18 protein-coding genes are annotated in these 16,822 nt (G+C 71.1%); 10 read left to right on the top strand and 8 right to left on the bottom strand.

All coding sequences use genetic code 11. The features are described from left to right. Positions 1-87 precede the first annotated feature (87 nt). Positions 88-735, bottom strand: a complete 648-nt coding sequence (gene yczE / locus ABTZ89_RS21095) for a membrane protein YczE (RefSeq protein WP_351047216.1) — start codon at positions 733-735, stop codon at positions 88-90. 9 nt (positions 736-744) lie between these two features. On the opposite strand from yczE, the gene yczR reads away from it, so the two are divergent. Then, positions 745-2,238 (top strand): MocR-like transcription factor YczR, encoded by a 1,494-nt coding sequence (gene yczR / locus ABTZ89_RS21090; protein ID WP_502949574.1) that lies wholly within the window; start codon positions 745-747, stop codon positions 2,236-2,238. Between the two features lie 290 nt (positions 2,239-2,528). Here the strand turns inward: yczR and ABTZ89_RS21085 are convergent, their stop codons facing one another. Continuing rightward, positions 2,529-3,227, bottom strand: coding sequence for a hypothetical protein (locus ABTZ89_RS21085; RefSeq protein WP_351047211.1), 699 nt, complete (start codon positions 3,225-3,227; stop codon positions 2,529-2,531). A 266-nt stretch (positions 3,228-3,493) separates the two neighbouring features. Between ABTZ89_RS21085 and ABTZ89_RS21080 the strand changes: the two genes are divergently transcribed. The 4 genes from ABTZ89_RS21080 to ABTZ89_RS21065 all read left to right on the top strand — a co-directional run bounded on the left by ABTZ89_RS21080 (position 3,494) and on the right by ABTZ89_RS21065 (position 8,376). Further along, positions 3,494-4,621, top strand: coding sequence for a S8 family peptidase (locus ABTZ89_RS21080; RefSeq protein ID WP_351047209.1), 1,128 nt, complete (start codon positions 3,494-3,496; stop codon positions 4,619-4,621). A gap of 82 nt (positions 4,622-4,703) precedes the next feature. Further along, complete coding sequence (locus ABTZ89_RS21075) at positions 4,704-5,288, top strand: RNA polymerase sigma factor (RefSeq protein WP_270950133.1); 585 nt, start codon at positions 4,704-4,706, stop codon at positions 5,286-5,288. After that, on the top strand, positions 5,285-5,761 hold the full coding sequence (locus tag ABTZ89_RS21070) for a hypothetical protein (RefSeq protein WP_351047206.1): 477 nt from the start codon (positions 5,285-5,287) through the stop codon (positions 5,759-5,761). Before ABTZ89_RS21075 ends, ABTZ89_RS21070 begins: the two co-directional genes overlap by 4 nt. Then, the gene (locus tag ABTZ89_RS21065) at positions 5,746-8,376 is read left to right on the top strand and encodes a CHAT domain-containing protein (RefSeq protein WP_351047203.1); all 2,631 of its coding nucleotides are present in this window, start codon (positions 5,746-5,748) and stop codon (positions 8,374-8,376) included. The genes ABTZ89_RS21070 and ABTZ89_RS21065 overlap by 16 nt, the downstream gene beginning before the upstream one ends. 46 nt (positions 8,377-8,422) lie before the next feature. Here ABTZ89_RS21065 and ABTZ89_RS21060 read toward each other — a convergent pair whose 3' ends face one another. Next, positions 8,423-9,592 carry a pyridoxal phosphate-dependent aminotransferase gene (locus ABTZ89_RS21060; protein WP_270950136.1) on the bottom strand — a complete coding sequence of 390 codons (1,170 nt, stop codon included), beginning with the start codon at positions 9,590-9,592 and terminating at the stop codon, positions 8,423-8,425. Between the two features lie 215 nt (positions 9,593-9,807). Here ABTZ89_RS21060 and ABTZ89_RS21055 point away from each other — a divergent pair, with 215 nt between their 5' ends. Then, positions 9,808-11,013 carry a DUF445 domain-containing protein gene (locus ABTZ89_RS21055; protein ID WP_351047200.1) on the top strand — a complete coding sequence of 402 codons (1,206 nt, stop codon included), beginning with the start codon at positions 9,808-9,810 and terminating at the stop codon, positions 11,011-11,013. A gap of 57 nt (positions 11,014-11,070) precedes the next feature. On the opposite strand, the gene ABTZ89_RS21050 is transcribed toward ABTZ89_RS21055, so the two are convergent. Continuing rightward, the gene (locus tag ABTZ89_RS21050) at positions 11,071-11,616 is read right to left on the bottom strand and encodes a CGNR zinc finger domain-containing protein (RefSeq protein ID WP_270950138.1); all 546 of its coding nucleotides are present in this window, start codon (positions 11,614-11,616) and stop codon (positions 11,071-11,073) included. A 98-nt stretch (positions 11,617-11,714) separates the two neighbouring features. Between ABTZ89_RS21050 and ABTZ89_RS21045 the strand changes: the two genes are divergently transcribed. Next, complete coding sequence (locus ABTZ89_RS21045) at positions 11,715-11,930, top strand: hypothetical protein (protein WP_270950139.1); 216 nt, start codon at positions 11,715-11,717, stop codon at positions 11,928-11,930. A gap of 11 nt (positions 11,931-11,941) precedes the next feature. Further along, complete coding sequence (locus ABTZ89_RS21040; RefSeq protein WP_351047196.1) at positions 11,942-12,328, top strand: VOC family protein; 387 nt, start codon at positions 11,942-11,944, stop codon at positions 12,326-12,328. A gap of 41 nt (positions 12,329-12,369) precedes the next feature. On the opposite strand, the gene ABTZ89_RS21035 is transcribed toward ABTZ89_RS21040, so the two are convergent. The 4 genes from ABTZ89_RS21035 to ABTZ89_RS21020 form a co-directional block, all read right to left on the bottom strand. Further along, entirely contained in the window at positions 12,370-13,917 is a 1,548-nt protein-coding gene (locus ABTZ89_RS21035; protein WP_351047193.1) for an MFS transporter, read from the bottom strand. Continuing rightward, positions 13,914-14,666, bottom strand: coding sequence for an SDR family NAD(P)-dependent oxidoreductase (locus ABTZ89_RS21030; protein WP_351047190.1), 753 nt, complete (start codon positions 14,664-14,666; stop codon positions 13,914-13,916). The genes ABTZ89_RS21035 and ABTZ89_RS21030 overlap by 4 nt, the downstream gene beginning before the upstream one ends. Positions 14,667-14,744: 78 nt before the next feature. After that, a complete protein-coding gene (locus ABTZ89_RS21025) occupies positions 14,745-14,972 on the bottom strand; it encodes an MmyB family transcriptional regulator (protein WP_351047187.1) in 228 nt (75 codons plus the stop codon). Continuing rightward, on the bottom strand, positions 14,969-15,601 hold the full coding sequence (locus ABTZ89_RS21020; protein ID WP_351047184.1) for a helix-turn-helix transcriptional regulator: 633 nt from the start codon (positions 15,599-15,601) through the stop codon (positions 14,969-14,971). Before ABTZ89_RS21020 ends, ABTZ89_RS21025 begins: the two co-directional genes overlap by 4 nt. A 98-nt stretch (positions 15,602-15,699) precedes the next feature. Between ABTZ89_RS21020 and ABTZ89_RS21015 the strand changes: the two genes are divergently transcribed. Together ABTZ89_RS21015 and ABTZ89_RS21010 are read left to right on the top strand one after the other, a co-directional pair. Next, positions 15,700-16,104, top strand: a complete 405-nt coding sequence (locus ABTZ89_RS21015) for a helix-turn-helix domain-containing protein (protein WP_351047181.1) — start codon at positions 15,700-15,702, stop codon at positions 16,102-16,104. Positions 16,105-16,109: 5 nt separating this feature from the next. Continuing rightward, positions 16,110-16,763, top strand: a complete 654-nt coding sequence (locus tag ABTZ89_RS21010; protein ID WP_351047179.1) for a hypothetical protein — start codon at positions 16,110-16,112, stop codon at positions 16,761-16,763. Positions 16,764-16,822: the final 59 nt, after the last annotated feature.

Raw genomic sequence — 16,822 nt, 5'->3', positions numbered from 1 at the left:
GGTTACCGGGAGTGCGGGGGCGTCAAGGTCCACCCCTGGGGGTCAGGTGGACGGCGTCCATGCTACTTCGTGGTATGCGAGATGTCTCTAGGGGCAGAGATCTTTTTTCTCGCGGACCACCGCGAATTTCAGGAAGAGCTGGGTCAGCGGACCGATCGATGTTGCGTAGAGCACGGTTCCGACACCTACCGTGCCGCCGAGCACCCATCCGACGGCGAGCACGCAGACCTCGATAGTGGTGCGCACCACTCTGAGCGACCACCCGGTCCGGGCGTGCAGGCCGGTCATCAAACCGTCTCGCGGTCCCGGTCCCAGCCGCGCTCCGACGTACACCGCGGTGGCGAGCCCGTTCAGCGCGATCGCGAAGACCATCAGGGCGAGCCGGGCCGGGAGCGAGCTGAGCTGCGGGGTCATCGCGAGGGTGAAGTCCACCGCGAACGCGATGACGACCACGTTGGCCACCGTGCCGATGCCCGGGCGTTGCCGCAGCGGTAACCACGCCAGCATCACGAGCACGCCGGTCAGCGCGGTCACCGCGCCGAAGCTCCAGTTCAGCCGCTGCGACAAGCCCTCGTGCAGCGCGTCCCACGGGCTCAGGCCGATTTCCGCGCGGACCATGAGGCCCATGCTGATCCCGTAGGCGGCCAGGCCGCCGAGCAGTTGCGCGAACCGGAGGGCCGGTCGAGTCCTGATCGGAAGCGGCGAGAGGTCCACCTGAGCTGGTAACGAGGCCATGAGCTCTTTATAGACCAATATTGGACTTCAAATCGAGAGCCAATCCCACTACATTGGATCCATGGTTTTCACGACCTCCGCCCAGATCCACGGGCGCAAGCTCGTCGACCTGCTCGGTTCCTGGCACGGCGCGGACCGGCCGTCGTCGCACTTGCTGGCCGCCGCGGTGCGGCACCTGGTGCTGGACGGACGACTCCCGCCGGCACCCGGTTGCCTGCCGAGCGCGAGCTCGCGGAAAGCCTCGGCGTCAGCCGGACCCTGGTCGCCCGGACGCTGGACCGGCTGCGCGAGGACGGCTTCGCGGCCAGCCGGCGGGGTGCGGGGTCGTGGATCAAGCTGCCGGATTCGGATCGGGACAACGAAGCGCACGGCGGCTGGTTCCCACCGGAGAGCACCGAGGTGCTGAACCTCGCGCAGGCCACGCCCAGCGCGCCGCCGGAGCTGTGCGCTGCGGTGGACCGAGCGCGGCTGCGCCTGACCGAGCAGCTGCCGACCCACGGTTACCAGCCGCACGGTCTGCCGATCCTGCGCGAGCGGTTGGCCGAGCGGTTCACCCGGCGCGGCCTGCCGACGAACCCGGAGCAGATCCTGATCACCAACGGCGCCCAGCACGGCTTCGCGCTGGTGCTGCGGATGCTGGTTTCGCCTGGTGAGCGCGTTCTCGTGGAGCACCCCACCTACCCGAACGCCCTCGAAGCGCTGCGCGGCCTCAACGCGATGCCGGTGGCGGTGCCGATGGTCGAGGACGGTTGGGACCTCGAGCTGCTGACCGCGAACCTGCGCCAGACCTCGCCGCGGCTGGCCTACCTGATCCCGGACTTCCACAACCCGACCGGTGTCCGGCTCGACGCCGAAGGCCGCGATCGGCTCGCCCGAGCACTGGCCCGGACCTGCACGAATGCGGTCGTCGACGAAACCCTGGTGGACATCGACCTGACCGACGAGCAGCCTCCGCCGCCGATGGCCGCGCTGACCGACCGGGTGATCACCGTCGGCTCGGCCAGCAAGTCGTTCTGGGGTGGGCTGCGGCTGGGGTGGATCCGGGCGTCCGAGGACTTCGTGCAGCGCATGGTCGTCGGGCGGGCCGCCCTGGACCTCGGCAGCCCGGTGCTCGAGCAGCTGGTCCTGGCCGAGCTGCTGACCGACGCCGACGAGGTCCTGGCACGTCGGCGCGCTGAGGTGGTCGAGCGGCGGAACTGCCTGGTGGACGCCCTGCGCGAGCACCTGCCGAGCTGGCGCTTCCGGATCCCCGACGGCGGGCTGTCGATGTGGTGCGACGTCGGCGCGCCGGTGAGCAGCCGGCTGGCGGTGGCAGCGGAGCAGCACGGCGTGCGGGTCGCGCCGGGCGCGCGGTTCTCGGTGAACGGTTCGCTGGAGAACTGGGTCCGCCTGCCGTTCACGCTGCCCGACGATCAGCTGGTGGAGGCCATCCGCCGCCTCGCCGCCGCTTCCGCTGCGGTTCACGGCGGTGGACCGACGGGCCTGACAGCTCCGATCGCGTGAAACGTGCGGGCGGCCGTCCGCATTCAGGACGGCCGCCCGCGCACCGCCGACCACCCGTCGGCACGGCCCCTCGTCGTGCCGATGAGCGGTTCGAGCGGTAGGTGTCGCCCCGGTGCCGCAGGGGCATTTGCGGCACCGGGGCCGGGGACCACGCCTTCGCGGTTCGGCAGGTCAGCGACGTCGCCGGGAGGCTGGTGGTGCCCCGATCCGACCCGGCCGGGCGCAGACGGCCGACTCGGAGCTTGGGTGCGCGATGACCAGAGTCACCGCCGAAGCGGTTCGGTGCAGCGTCAGTCGGGAGATGCTGACGGTTCGGCGGACGACAAACCCGAGATCGGGCGGTTTTCCGGGTGTTTCGAGCCGACCGTCCGCGGGTTGGTCAGGCTCGGTCCGGTCGGCAGCACGACCAGCGCACCGCGCAGGTCGCCGGTCCCGGAAGCGGGTTGCGACGGGGCGTCGGTGTCATGATCGCTGCTGTTCAGAGGTGCTTCGTCGGCTGAGTCGGGGTTGGGCGCACGAGGTTCCGCAGGGCTGTGGGCGTGGGTGCGCTCAACGGCGACAGGTTCCGGGGGCGACGGCTCGGCTCGCGCGGCGCGGGGTGGCGCGGCGGAGGGCTGCTGCATCGACGGCAGCGCGGTCGGCGCAGCCATCGGGGTGGGATCCGGATCGTCGACCGAGGCAGGCGGTTCCTGCTGGTCGACCGGTGCCGGCGGTTCGATCTCCACGGCGTCGGGCGGCTCGGGCTCCGGGCGCTGCACCTCGTCCAGTTCGGGGTGCAGGTCCTCCGCGCGCGGCGGCACGACGTCGAGCTCTGGCGGGGCGATTTCGACCTCGACCTGCGGCTTTTCGAGGTCGGGTTGGTCGGCGGCTTCGGCGATCGAGTCCGCGCCGAGCCAGCCGCCGAGGCAGATGCCGCTGAACAGCGAAACCCGCGCGACGAGCAGGGCGAGCCGCGACCTGGGGCCGCGCAGTGCGCAGCTTCCGGTCACGATCACCACCGCCTGTCGGTCGGGTCCCGCGCGGCAGAGCGCGGCATCAGCGTTGGTTGCGCCGTGATCGACGCCGTTGGTGGCATTCAACCACTTCCAGCGGCTGTTTCGCGCCACCGACCGCGAGGGGAACAGCGGTCGTGCCTGCATTCTCCACGCAATCGGGCGACTGGGGAAGATCTACGCCGCCGTCGGTCGGGTGAGTCCGGTACCGGCGGGCGGCGTGTCCGCTGTGGACGGACGACGTGCTGGGCACAGTGTCCGCTGTGGATCAAGGGAGCGGAACTCAACTCGGGATCGGTGAACTCCGGCAGCTGTGGGCGGCCTACGGGCACGACCTGCTGCTGCACGATCCGGGCGGGAGCGGTGAATGCCTGGTCCGGCGTGGTGAGCTGATCACCTCGGCGGCGTCGCTGGACCCGGTGCTCGACCGCTGCCGGAGGTGGGTCGACGAAGTGCAGCACGACGAGGAACTGCTGCTGGCCAGGGTGCGGTTGCGGGGCGCGGAGCGGGATCGGTGCGTCGACGTGGCGCGCGAAACCAGCGGTGCCGCGGCCAACCACGTGCACTTCGGAAGCCCGGTCATGTACGGAACACCCGTTATGTACGGCACCGGCGCGGAAGCGCAGGCGGCGCCTCCGATCCCGGAACCGCCCGCGGTGCAGTGGGATCCGGCGGTGGTGGTCGGGGTGCTCGACACCGGTTGCGATCCGCATCCGTGGTTCCGGGACCGGCCGTGGTTCGAGGCGGTGCCGGAAGAGCTCGATGCCGACGACGACGCAGGTCAGGACCGGCAGGCCGGGCACGGGACGTTCGTCAGCGGAGTGCTGCTGCAGCACGCGCCGGGAGCGGTGCTGCGGACGCAGCGGGTGCTCTCCTCGCTCGGCTTCACCGACGACTACACGGTGGTGGCCGGGCTGCGTTCGCTGCGGTTGGCCGCTGCCGCGCGGGGTGAGCGCATCGGCGTAGTGGTGCTGACCGCCGGCTGCCACACCGCCGATGACGAATGCCCGCCGATCCTGCGGGAGGAGCTGGAGCACTGGTCGGACGCGGTCGTCGTGGCGGCGGCCGGGAACCAGGCGCGGAGCAGGCCGTTCTGGCCCGCGGCCCTGCCGTCGGTGGTGGGCGTGGCCGCGACCGGGGCGGACGGAGCGGTGGCGGAGTTCTCGAACTTCGGGCCCTGGGTCGACGCAGCCGCGCTCGGCGTTGATGTGACCAGCAGTTTCGTCCAGATGGCCGGTGGCGGTGGCCGGAACTTCGGCTATGCGAGCTGGAGCGGGACGTCCTTCGCCGCGCCGCGAGTGGCGGCGGCTGCTGCCACCGCGCTGCACGAGGGCCGGACTCCGGCAGAAGCACTCGAAATCGTTCGCCAGGACTACCCGTTCGAGCGGTAATCGGCGCGAAGTGAATCTGTACGGCCTGCTCGCTCCTCTATTACCCGGGGGCCGAAAGATCGAGAGCGGGGAGGAGCAGGTCGTGCAGGAGGTCGGGGAGACCGGTGCCGGGGCGGTGCTGTTGCGCCGGGCGGCGGCCGGTGATCAGCGGGCGTGGCAGGAGTTGGTGGACTGCAACGCGTCGGTGGTCTGGGGTGTTTCGCGGGCGTTCACCACGAGCACCGCGGATGCCGAGGACGTCTGCCAGGCGACGTGGTTGTTGTTGGCGGAGAACCTGGATCGGCTGCGCGATCCGGGATCGCTGTCCGCGTGGTTGGTGACGACCGCGCGCCGGGAATCGTTGCGGTTGCACCGCGCTCGGAAGCGGGAATCGCCGGTGGGGCTGGATTCCGAGGCGCTCGCGGTGGCCGAGCACGCCGAGGATCCGGAGCACAAGGTGCTGCGGGATCTGACGAGTTCGCGGTTGGCGCAGTCGTTCGCCGAGTTGCCGCAGCGCTGCCAGCAGCTGCTGCGGGTGCTGGCGGTCGCGCCGGAGGCGAGCTACGCGCAGGTCAGCGAGGTGCTGGGGTGGCCGCGCGGCACGATCGGGCCGAAGAAGAGCCGGTGCCTGGCGGAGTTGCGGCGGCGCATGCTCGCCGCCGACGTGCCTGAGGAGGTGGCGGGATGAATCCGCAGCTGCCGAGCGAGCTGCGCGGGTTGCGCGATCTGTTCCAGTCCTGCGATCCCGTTCCCGATCGGGCGCTCGCGGGCGCGTACGCGGCGATGTCGCGCCGGTCGGGTTACCGGGATCCGGTGGCGTTGCAGTTGATCGGGGATTCCGCGGAGTCGCTGGCCCAGGTGCGTTCCATCGGTCCGCCGGAGCCGCGGGTGCTCACCTTCGCGATGCCGGGCCGGGTTCTGGAGCTGGACCTGCTCCCGGTCGAGGATGACCGGTACGAGGTGTCCGGCATGGTGCTGAACCGAGCGGGCGGCGCACCGCCGGCCGGGGACGTGGTGCTGCGGCACCGGGTCGGCGAGTGCGCGGGCTCGTTGGACGAGCACGGTGCGTTCCGGGTGGGAGATGTCCCGCGCGGTCCGCTGAGCGTGGTGTTCCGGCCGCTGCGGTCGGAGCCCGCCGTCGCGGATTGGCTGGTCTGTTGAGCGCCGGGGCGGCGGTGGCACCGCCGGATCGGATCGGGTCCGCCACCTGGTGGCGGGACAACGCCAGCTCGGCGCCGGATGACGCGATGCGCAAAGCCGTGGAGCTGCTGTCCGATGCGGACGGCGAGCTGCGCGCGCTGGCCCGCCACATCGCGGCTTTGGCGGCGGTCGAGCAGGGGCGGGTGCGGCAGGCGCACCGGCACGCCCGTCTCGGGCTCACCGCTGCGCGCCGCGCGGAGCGGTGGCGGTTGGCCGGGCAGTTGCAGCTCACGTTGGCGTGGATCGAGCTGGAGCGCGGCGACGTCGACGCCAGCTGGGCGAACCTGGTGGCGGCGGAGCCCCAGCTGTCCGCTGCCGAGCAGGGGCGCGCGGCGTGCTTGCGCGGACTCCTGCACTGCCAGGGCGATCAGCACCGCGAGGCACGTGCCGAGCTGACCCGGGCGCTGCGCAGCCTGACGGCCGACGACGACCGCCGTTGGATGGCCAACGCGCTGATGGGCCGTGGTCTGGCCAACCTGTACGAGAACCGGTTGGAGGCTGCCGAATCGGATCTCGCCGCAGCGGAACGGGTTTTCGCCTCAGCAGGTCAGGCCGCGCGGGCGGCGGGGTGCCGGCACAACCGGGGCTGCGTCGCGTTCCGGGCCGGTGACCTGCCGCGCGCGTTGCGGCTGTTCGAGGAAGCCGTCGCGGCCGGCTTGGACGTGCGGTCGAGTCCGGAAGCGCTGGTCGATCGCGCGGAGGCGTTGGCCGCGGCCGGGTTGACCGCCGATGCGCGAGCGGTGATGGAGCAGGCGGCGGATCGGCTGGCGGCGTGCGGCAGGGCTGGGCGGCTCGCGGAGACCAGGTTGGCGCTCGCCAGTTGCGCGTTGCAGGTCGACGACCTGGTCGCCGCGGGGCAGGCGGCGACCAGCGCGCGCCGGCTGTTCCGCACGCAGCGCCGTCCGGCGTGGGCGGCGTTGGCGACAGCCGTGGTGTGGCAGGCGAAGCTGCGCGCCGGCCAGTGCTCGCGGTACTCCTTGTCGGCGGCGCGGCGAGCGGCTGCTGCGTGCGCCGAGTTCGGCTGGACCGGCTTGGCCGCGGAACTCCGGCTGACCGCGGCCAGATGCGCGGCGCGGGCGGGAATGCGCGCGGCGTCCCGGAAATTGCTCGCCATGTGCGCGCCGTTGCGGGAAGTCGTCGAGTCGCCTCCGCAGCACCGTGCGCTGGGGTGGTTGGCCGAAGCTCTGCTGGCCGAGCAGGACGATGACGCCGAGCGGCTGTTCGAGGCGTGCGAGGGTGGTTTGCGCGCTGTGGACGGTCAGATCTCCGACATGGCGGCCTTCGAACTGCGCGTGCACACCGCGGGACTGGCCGCTGAGCTCGGTGATCTCGCGGTCGGTGCCGCGCTGCGCAGCGGAGATCCCGAACTGGTGCTGCGCTGGACGGAGCGGTCCCGGGCGAGTGCCCTGCACCGCCGGGCCTTGCGGCCACCGGTGGATCCGCAGCTGAACTCGGCCCTGGTGCGATTGCGTTCCGCGGTGCAGGGGACTCAGCGCACGCGGGACCCGAAGCAGGCGCTGCGGGCAGTCGCCGGGTTGGAGGAGCAGGTCCGCCACCGGGCGATCCTCGTGGAGGGCCGGACCAGCGGGCTGCCGATGCAGTGCGGGCTGGACGAGCTGGCGGCCGAGCTCGGTGACGCCGCGCTGCTGAGCCTTTGCTCCTACCGCGGCAGGCTTTTCGCCGTGTCCATTGTGGATGCGAAGGTTCGGTTGCACGTGCTCGGTCCGGAGTCCAATGCGCACGCGCAAGCGGCTCGACTTCGGCACCTGCTGGCCAGGCAGGCGAGCGGTACGGCGCCGCGTGCTGCACCGATGTTCGAGTACGGAGCTCGGCAGGCGGCGGAGGAGCTGCAGGCCCAGCTCCTGGACCCGGTGCTGCCGGCGCTCGAACAGGGGCGTCCACTGGTGGTGGTTCCGACCGGGCGGTTGCACGTGCTGCCTTGGGCGGCGTTGCCGGCCTGTCGAGGCCGGGGCGTCACGGTGGCGCCGTCCGTGCGTTGCTGGCTGCGTGCGGCGCAGGACGCGCGTGCTGCGGACCCGGCGGGCTCGGCGGTGTGGATCGCCGGCCCCGGGCTGCGCCACGCGGAGCGTGAGGCGCGGGCGCTGCACGGTGCGGCGGGCGGTCGATTGCTGGTCGGCGAAGCTGCGACCACCGATCGACTTCTGTCCACTGTGGATGGCGCTGCGGTGGTGCACATCGCTGCGCACGGCAGGTTCCGCGACGACCAGCCGCTGCTGTCCTGCCTGGACCTCGCGGACGGTCCGCTCTACGCATACGACCTCGACAGGCTGCACCGCGGTCCAGCCACTGTGGTGCTGTCGGCCTGCGACGTGGGCCGGTCCGCGGTCAGCCGAGGTGATCAGCTCAGCGGCCTGGCGACCACGCTGCTCGGCCGCGGCACCGCGACGGTGATCGCCAGCGTCGTCCCGGTCCCCGACGAGCGAACGGTCGGCGTGATGATGTCGCTGCACAGGGCCTTGCGCGGCGGAGTCGCACCGGCCGAAGCGCTCGCCGCGGCCCAAGCCGAACACGGCGAATCAGGATTCGTCTGCCTCGGATATGGAGGTGATCGATGACCACTTCCCCGAGCGGGTGAGCCGACCTGCGGGCACCCCGGGATCGTCAGCGGAGCTTGTGGAGGCGGCGGACTGCTTCGTCGAGGACCTCGTCCTTCTTGCAGTACGCGAAGCGCACCAGGTGCTTGGCGGGTTCCGGGTTGTCGCAGAAGACCTGGACCGGGATCGCGGCGAGGCCGATGCGTTCCGGGAGCGAGCGGCACAGCTGCTCGCCGTCGTCGAAGCCGAGCGGCCGGACGTCGGCGCAGATGAAGTACGTGCCTTCGCTGTGCAGCACGTCGAAGCCGGCGTCGGTCAGTCCTTCGGCGAGCCGGTCGCGCTTGCGCTGCATGTTCTGGCGGAGCTGCTCGGCCCAGTCGAGCTCGTTGCGCAGCGCGTGCGCGACCGCGGGCTGGAACGGGGCGCCACCGACGAAGGTCATGAACTGCTTGGCCGCGCGCACCGCGCCGACCAGCTCGGCCGGTCCGCAGACCCAGCCGATCTTCCATCCGGTGGCGTTGAAGGTCTTGCCCGCGCTGGAGATCGACAGCGTGCGCTCGGCCATGCCCGGCAGGGTGGCCAGCGGGTGGTGCTCGAGACCGTCGTAGAGGAGGTGCTCGTAGACCTCGTCGGTGATGGCGATGACGTCGTTCTCGCGGCAGACCTCGGCGATGGCGGCCAGCTCGGCGTCGGTGAACACGGTGCCGGTCGGGTTGTGCGGCGAGTTCAGCACCAGCGCACGGGTCTGCGGCCCGACGGTGGCGCGCAGCGCGTCGAGGTCGAGCTCGAAGCGGTGGTCCTCGCCCTGCCGCAGCGCGACGGTCCGGCGCACGCCGCCGGCCATCGCGATCGCGACGGGGTAGGAGTCGTAGTACGGCTCGATGAGCACGACCTCGTCACCGGGCTCGACCAGCGCGATCAGCGCGGCGGTCAGCGCCTCCGTGGCGCCGCAGGTGACCAGCACCTCGTCCTCGGGCCGGTGCTCGATGCCGTAGCGCGCTGCGCGGTGCTCGGAGATCGCGGCGCGCAGCTCCGGCTCGCCCATGCCCGGCGAGTACTGGTTCACGCCGTTGGCGATCGCCTCCTGCGCGACCCGCAGCATGCTCTCGGGGCCATCGGTGTCCGGGAATCCCTGGCCGAGGTTGACCGCGCCGGTCTTCCTGGCCAGCTCGGTGATCTCGGCGAAGATCGTCGCGGTGAACGGGCGCAACCGGGTGGTGAGGGCTGGAGTACGCACGTCTGCCGACACTAGTCGAAATGGCAGGCCGAATGCGGATCCAGCTCGCAGCCGTCCGAGGAGTGGTACCCGCACGGGCTCCCACCAGGGCGAACGGCGCGGTGGGCGGCACGTTCGGTTCGCCGACGGCGTGAGCACTGGTCGAGCACTGCCACAATCGATATGTGCAGCCCACATCGGTTTCCGACACTGACAAGCGCCGGCGCCTGCGGCGGATGAAGGCCGTCGCCGGCGGGCTCCTGCTGTTCGCGGCGCTGGTCTACATCTTCGCCCGCTGGCAGGAGAGCAACGGCGCCGCGTGGGCGGGCTACGTGCGAGCAGCTGCCGAGGCGGGCATGGTCGGTGCGCTGGCGGACTGGTTCGCGGTCACCGCGCTGTTCCGGCGCCCGCTCGGGCTGCCGATCCCGCACACCGCGATCATCCCCACCCGCAAGGACGTGATCGGCCGCAGCCTCGGCGACTTCGTCGGCTCGAACTTCCTGTCCGAGCAGGTGGTGCGCGACAAGCTGCGCCGCGCGGAGATCAGCAGGCGGCTCGGCGGCTGGCTCGACGACGAGGACCACGCCGAGCGCGTCACTTCGGAGCTGGCCACCGCCGTGCGCGGCGCCGTACAGGTGCTGCGCGACGACGACGTGCAGGCCGTGCTGGAGCAGGCGGTCGTGCGGAAGGTGCTCGCGCAGCCGTTCGGCCCGCCGCTCGGGCGGATCCTGTCGCAGGTCTTCGCCGACGGCTCGCACCACAAGCTGGTGGACCTGGTCTGCGACCGTGCCTACGACTGGGTGCGGGACAACCACGAGACGGTGCTGCGCGTGGTCAGCCAGCGCGCGCCGTCCTGGTCGCCGAAGTTCTTCGACGCCATGGTGGCCGACAAGATCTACGTCGAGGTGCTGTCCTTCGCCTGGGCGGTCAAGACCGACCCCGAGCACCCGATGCGCAAGGCCGTCGACCGCTTCCTAGTCGAGTTCGCCGACGACCTGCAGCACGACCCGAGGACGATGGCCAAGGCCGAGCAGATCCAGCAGCAGGTGCTGGAGCACCCCGAGGTGCAGAACCTGGTCGCCTCGGCCTGGGGCACCGCGAAGAAGATGCTGCTCGACGCGGCCGAGGACCCGTCCAGCGAGCTGCGCGTCCGGGTCCGCGACGGGCTGCGCTCGCTGGGCCGCAGGCTCGTCGAGGAGCCCGACATCCAGGCCAAGGTGGACGGCTGGGTGGAGGGCGCCACGGTCTACGTGGTGTCCAACTACCGCGACGAGCTGACCACGTTGATCACCGACACGGTGGAGCGCTGGGACGCCCAGGAGACCTCCCGCAAGATCGAGCTCCAGGTGGGCCGCGACCTGCAGTTCATCCGGATCAACGGCACCGTCGTCGGCTCCCTCGCGGGCCTGGCGATCTACAGCATCTCCCAGCTGTTCTTCTGACCTGCGGGGTCCCGCGCCCGGGAGGCGCTGCCTGGAACCGGCACGCCTCCCGGGCGTTCAGGCGGACGTGGTGTGGCGTTCCCGCCAGGAACGGGCCTTCTCCCGGTTCCCGCACACCCGCATCGAGCACCAGGTCCGGGAGCGGTTGCGGGACCGGTCGTAGAACGCCCACAGGCAGTCCTCGGCCGGGCAGATCTTGATCCGGTCCCAGTGCCCGGTGTGCGCCAGGCGGGCCGCCGCCACCAGCACGGTTCCCAGTGCATCGGTGCCGGTCAGCACGGGTATGCCCTGTTGCAGGCGGACCTGCACCGGCCAGGCGGTGGTCAGCTCCGGAGGCAGCCCGTCGCAGGAGACAGCGCTGCGCATGGAATCGCGGATCTCGCGCGCCGATTCGACGTCGGAGGCCACCCCCAGGCCCCGGTCCGCGCACCACTGCTGCCACTGGTCCAGATCGTCCAGGCGTTCGACGCCTTCGTCCACGTCGTAGGTGTTGAGGAAGGCGAGGACTAGCTCGATGTCGTGATCGAAGTCGAGTTCGACCGCCTCCAGCGTCGGTGGTCGGACCGCCTCCGGAGCGACAGCTCTGCTGTTCACGAACACCATCGTAAGCCAATAGGGGGTTGCGGCGAGTCTCTGTAACCGCCATAGTTCATACGCTGGTTAGTAACCGATAAATCAGTGTTGGCGGTTAGGAGTTCGGAATGAACCCGCTTCAGATCGAGCCGCAGGACACCGGGCACGCGCTGTCCGTCGCAGCGGCCCGCCGGACGGAGCTCGACCGAGCGCTGAGCGAGGGCGGCAGGCTTCGGCCACGCTGGCTGGACCGGTTCGCCGTTTGGTGGGCGAAGGCCTCGGCGGAGTTGAGCCCCGGCGCGGCCGTCGACCCCGGACCCCCGCCGCGCGGCTGCCTGAACTGAATGGAGGAGCGATGACCGAGCTCAAACTCGCGGCGTTCGCGATCGACTGCCCGGACCCGCGGAAGCTGGCCGAGTTCTACGGCCGCCTGCTGGGCTGGCAGATCGACGAGTCCGAAACCGAGGACGACTACTGGGTCGAGCTGGCGAACCCCGACGGCGGTGCGCCGCTGGCGTTCCAGCGGGATCCCGGCTACCGCCCGCCGACCTGGCCGAGCCGCGACGTGCCGCAGATGATGCACCTGGACATCCGGGTGCAAACCCTCGAAGAGGGCCACGAGCGCGCGATCGCGGCCGGCGCCACGCCGCTCCCGCAGCCGCCCGACCAGCTGGCCTCCAGCTGGCGCGTCTACGCCGACCCGGACGGCCACCCGTTCTGCATGTGCGCCAGCCAGGAGTGACCCCGGGCCCTGCTCCACGAACCGCGGAGCAGGGCCCGGCGTCATCGGACAGCGGGTGTCCGGACTTCCTGCGCGACGTCGACTTCGGCGTCGGGTTCGCGCAGCACGACGACGATCGCCGCGGACAGCAGCGCGCAGATCGCCGCGCAGACCCATAGCAGGACCTGCCAGGACTCCGTGAAGCTGTCGGCGACGAACTCGAAGAACTGCTGCCGCACCCCGGCCGGCAGCGATGACATCGGGCCGGTCAGATCGCCTGCGTTCACGTCGTTGGCCAGCTCCTCCGGCGTTCCGCGGTAGGCGGGCAACTGCCACAAGCCGCGGCTGAGCGACTGCTGCACCAGGTTGACGAGCGCGGAGCCCGCCGCCGCGATGGCGAGCGCTTCGCTGCCGAGGCGCACTGTGTTGAGCAGGCCCGCGGCCGTACCCGTCTTCTCGGCGGGTACAGCGGCCAGCGCCGCACCGTCGACCAGGCCGAAGTTCAGGCCCAACCCGACGCCGAGCGCGATCAGCGGCCCGGCCAGCGCCGCGAGGCCGATCCCGGGGTGGAGCACGGCCGCCAGCCATCCGACCCCGGCGGTCAGGCAGAGCAGGCTGGTCGCGAACACCGCGCGGGTGGAAACGCCCCACCGGATCAGCCGCCCGGCCAGCAGCGGGGTGACCAGGATCGGCAGCGTCATCAGCAGCATCGTGCTGCCCGCCGCTCGGCTGGTCGACCCGTTCGCCACCAGCAGGTAGTTCGGCAGCAGCGGCAGCAGGACCACGAACGACGTCGTTGCCACCACCGGGATCGAGCACAGCGCCGCGAACTTCGCGTTGCGCAGCAAGCCGAGGTCGAGCATCGGATCCCGGCGTCGCCGCTCTACCAGCGCGAACAGCGCGAGGAGCAGTGCGGCGCCGACCAGGAGCCCGAGCACTCCGGGACTGCTCCAACCCCACTGCGGTCCCTCGACCACGCCCAGCACGAGCAGGAAGGTGCCGCCGACGAACGTGGCGGTACCCGGCCAGTCCACGCTGGTCGCCGAAGCGCTGCGCGATTCCCGCATCGCCGGAACGGCGCACAGCACCGGCAGCATCAGCAGGGCGTGCGCGGCGAAGAACCACCGCCACCCCAAGGTGTCGGCCACCGCTCCGGCCATCATCGCCCCGAGCGCCAACCCGCTTCCGGTCGCGATGCCGACGGCGGTGAACGCCCGGGTGCGGGCGGCACCTTCGAAGCTGGTGGCGACCAGGGAGCTGCCGCTGGTCAGCAGCGCGGCGGCACCAGTACCGGCGACCCCGCGGGCGACGTCGAGCAGGTGGACGTCGGTGGCCATCGCGCTCGCCACCGAAGCCGATGCGAACACGACCGCGCCCACCAGGAACATCCGGCGCCTGCCGATCAGGTCGGCCAGTGAACCGCAGGCGAGCATGAAGCACGCGAAGGTCAGGTTGTAGGCGTGCACCACCCACTGCAGCGCGTCCAGCGAAGCGCCTGTCCCGGCCCCGATGTGCGGCAGCGCCACCGCCGACCCGGTCACCGAGGTCGGCAGCACCAGCAGGGTCAGCAGCACGGCTGCCAGCGTCGGTACCGATCGTGCGGTGTTCATCGGGTCGTCACGGAGCCGACGAGCCCGCCGTCGACGACGAGGTCCTGCCCGGTGATGTACGCGGCGTCGTCCGAGGCCAGGAACGCGACCGCTGCGGCGACGTCCTCGGCGTGGCCGAGCGAGCCGAGGGGCACCTCCGCCGAGTTCCGCGCCTCCGAACCGGGGTCGGTGTTCAAGCTCCGGTACATCTCCGTGTCGATGTAGCCGGGGCTGACGGAGTTGACGCGGATCCCGCGGGGAGCGAGGTCGGCGCCGAGCGTGCGCGCGAGGTTGTGCACTGCGGCCTTGCTGGCGGAGTAGACCGAGCCAGCGGCCAGTCCGCGGTGCAGCGTCCAGGACGCGTTGATGACGATCGCGCTGCCGTCCGGCATCAGCGGGAGCGCTTTCTGGACGGTGAAGTAGACGCCCTTGAAGTTGACGTCGACGGTCCGGTCGAAGTCGGCTTCGGTGATCTCCTCGCTGGGCTTGAAGATCCCGATCCCGGCGTTGGCGAAGACCGCGTTCAGGCCGCCGCGCCAGGTCTCGATGCGCCGCATCAGCTGATCGGTGTCGGCGAGCGAAGCCACGTCCGCTCGCACCGCCAGGACCCGGTCGGCGTCCAGTCCGGCGACCGCCGAGTCGAGCCGCGACTGGTCGCGGCCGGTGATGGCGACGTACGCGCCTTCGTCGAGCAGGCGGCGCGCGGTGGCCAGGCCCATGCCGCTGGTGCCGCCGGTGATCAGGGCGGTCTTGTTGGTGAATCGCTGCATGCCGATGATGCTCGAACGGATCACCGGTTCCCAGGAGTGTCGGCCGAACCTGGGTCTGCCACCACCACCCTCGGCGAGTCAGCTGGTGGCGGGTTCCGCGGCCAGGAGTTCGGCGATGCGGGATTCGGCCTCGCCGCCCGGCCGCGGGTTGTGCAGCAGCAGCCGGTGACCGGGCAGGTCGGGCAGCGGCAGCATGGTGTACTCGAAGATCAGCTCGCCGACCTCGGGGTGGTCGAGGACCTTGGTGCCCTGGGTGTTGCTGCCGACGCGGTGCTCGGCCCAGATCTCGGCGAACGCCGGGCTCACCGCGCACATGTCGGTGGCGCGAGCCGGTCGAACTCGGGGTCGTCGGGGTAGCGGGCGGCGTCGGCCCGGTACTGGCCGAGCATGGCGCGCGCGGCGTCCTGCCAGTGGCAGATCGCGGACTGGTAGCGGGCGCTGGTGAAGAAGGTCACCAGGCAGTTGTGGTCGTCGGGGCCGTAGCCGAAGACGACGCGGGCCGCGCGGTTGAGCGCGACCAGGTTCCAGTGCCGGTCGATGATGTAGGCGGGCTTGGGCATCCAGCCGTCGATCACCCGCTGCAGTTCGGGTGAGGCCTGCCGCCGCGCCGGTTCGGCCTGCGGCGGGTTGAGCCCGGCGAGCAGGTAGAGGTGCTCGCGCTCGGCGGCGTCCAGCCGCAGCACCCGCGTGATCGCGTCCAGCACGTCGGGGGACACGTTGATGTCCCGGCCCTGCTCGAGCCACGTGTACCAGGACACCCCCACCCCGGCGAGCACTGCGACCTCCTCGCGGCGCAGCCCCGGGGTGCGCCGAGTGCCGCCGGTCGGCATGCCGACGTCCGCGGGGGTCAGCCGCGCGCGTCGCGAGCGCAGGAAGTCGCGGATCTCGGCGCTGCGCCGCTGCCGCGCGTCCGCGGGAAGCCGGGTGATCTCCATGGTCGCCATCCTAGGTCCCGCGAACGGGTGCAAGCAGGGTGCTTGCAAGAGCTAGCACTCGTGCGTATCGTGGTCGGTGACCGGAGAGGTGCTAGCCCGTGGAACGTGTGGACAAAGCAGTCAACAAGGCCGTGAACCAGGCGGTCAGCGATCTCGGCGGCTACATCCGGACGCAACGCAACAACGCCCAGATCTCGTTGCGGCAGCTGGCGAAGCTCGCCGGCGTGTCGAACCCGTACCTGAGCCAGGTGGAACGCGGGTTGCGCAAGCCGAGCGCGGAGATCCTGCAGCAGATCGCCAAAGGACTGCGGATTTCCGCCGAAGCGCTCTACGTGCAGGCCGGGATTCTGGAGCGCCGCGAGAGCGGGCCGGTGGTCGACGCGATCCTCGCCGACACCGAGCTCAACGAGCGGCAGAAACAAGTGCTTCTGGACATCTACGCCTCGTTCCGGCGGGAGCACGACGCCGAACCGGACGAGGACAGCCAGCAATCCGAGGAGTGACCACCATGCCGGGTTTCCCGAAGACCGAGGACGTGAACAAGGTGCGCGAACAAGCCGAGAAGACCTTCGGCGACGCCGTCGAGCAGGCCCGCACGCCGCTGCTCGCCGCTCTCGGTGCCGGTGACCTCGCTGCGCAGGCGCTGCTGGACGCGGTCAGCAAGGTCCGCAGCCAGCTCAACGAGCGCGCCGAGGCGGCCCGCCAGGAACTGCCCAACGACCTCAACGAGCTGCGCGGCAAGCTCGACCCCGCCGAGCTGCGCAAGCGCGTCGACGCCTACAGCCAGACGGCCAAGCAGCTCTACGACTACCTGGCCGAGCGCGGCGAGGAGGCCCTGGGCCGGTTGCAGGACCAGCCGCAGGTCAAGAAGGCCTGGAGCCAGGTCGGCACCGCGCAGGACAAGGTCGAGGAGACCGTGGGCGAGGTCCGCGACCTGGCCGACGACGTGCTGGGCAAGGTCAGCCGCCCGTTCGGCAAGACCGACGAAACCGCCGCCGAGGCTCCGAAGGAGAGGACCGCCGACGGCAAGCCGGCGGAGGGCGCGGCCCCGGCCGAGGAGTCCAAGCCGGCCGCGACCCGCAAGCCGGCGGCCAAGTCGACCGCGAAGGCCACCGCCAAGCCCGCGGCGAAGAAGGCCGCGGACAAGTCCACCGAGAACTGACGCGCTCCATCACGAACTCCCCGACACGCCCAGACGTGTCGGGGAGTTCGTCCTTCCGC

Source organism: Saccharopolyspora sp. NPDC002686, from assembly GCF_040295745.1.
Lineage (GTDB): Bacteria > Actinomycetota > Actinomycetes > Mycobacteriales > Pseudonocardiaceae > Saccharopolyspora > Saccharopolyspora oryzae.
The sequence above is the reverse complement of the archived record's forward strand: the minus strand, read 5'-3'. Positions and strand labels throughout refer to the sequence as shown.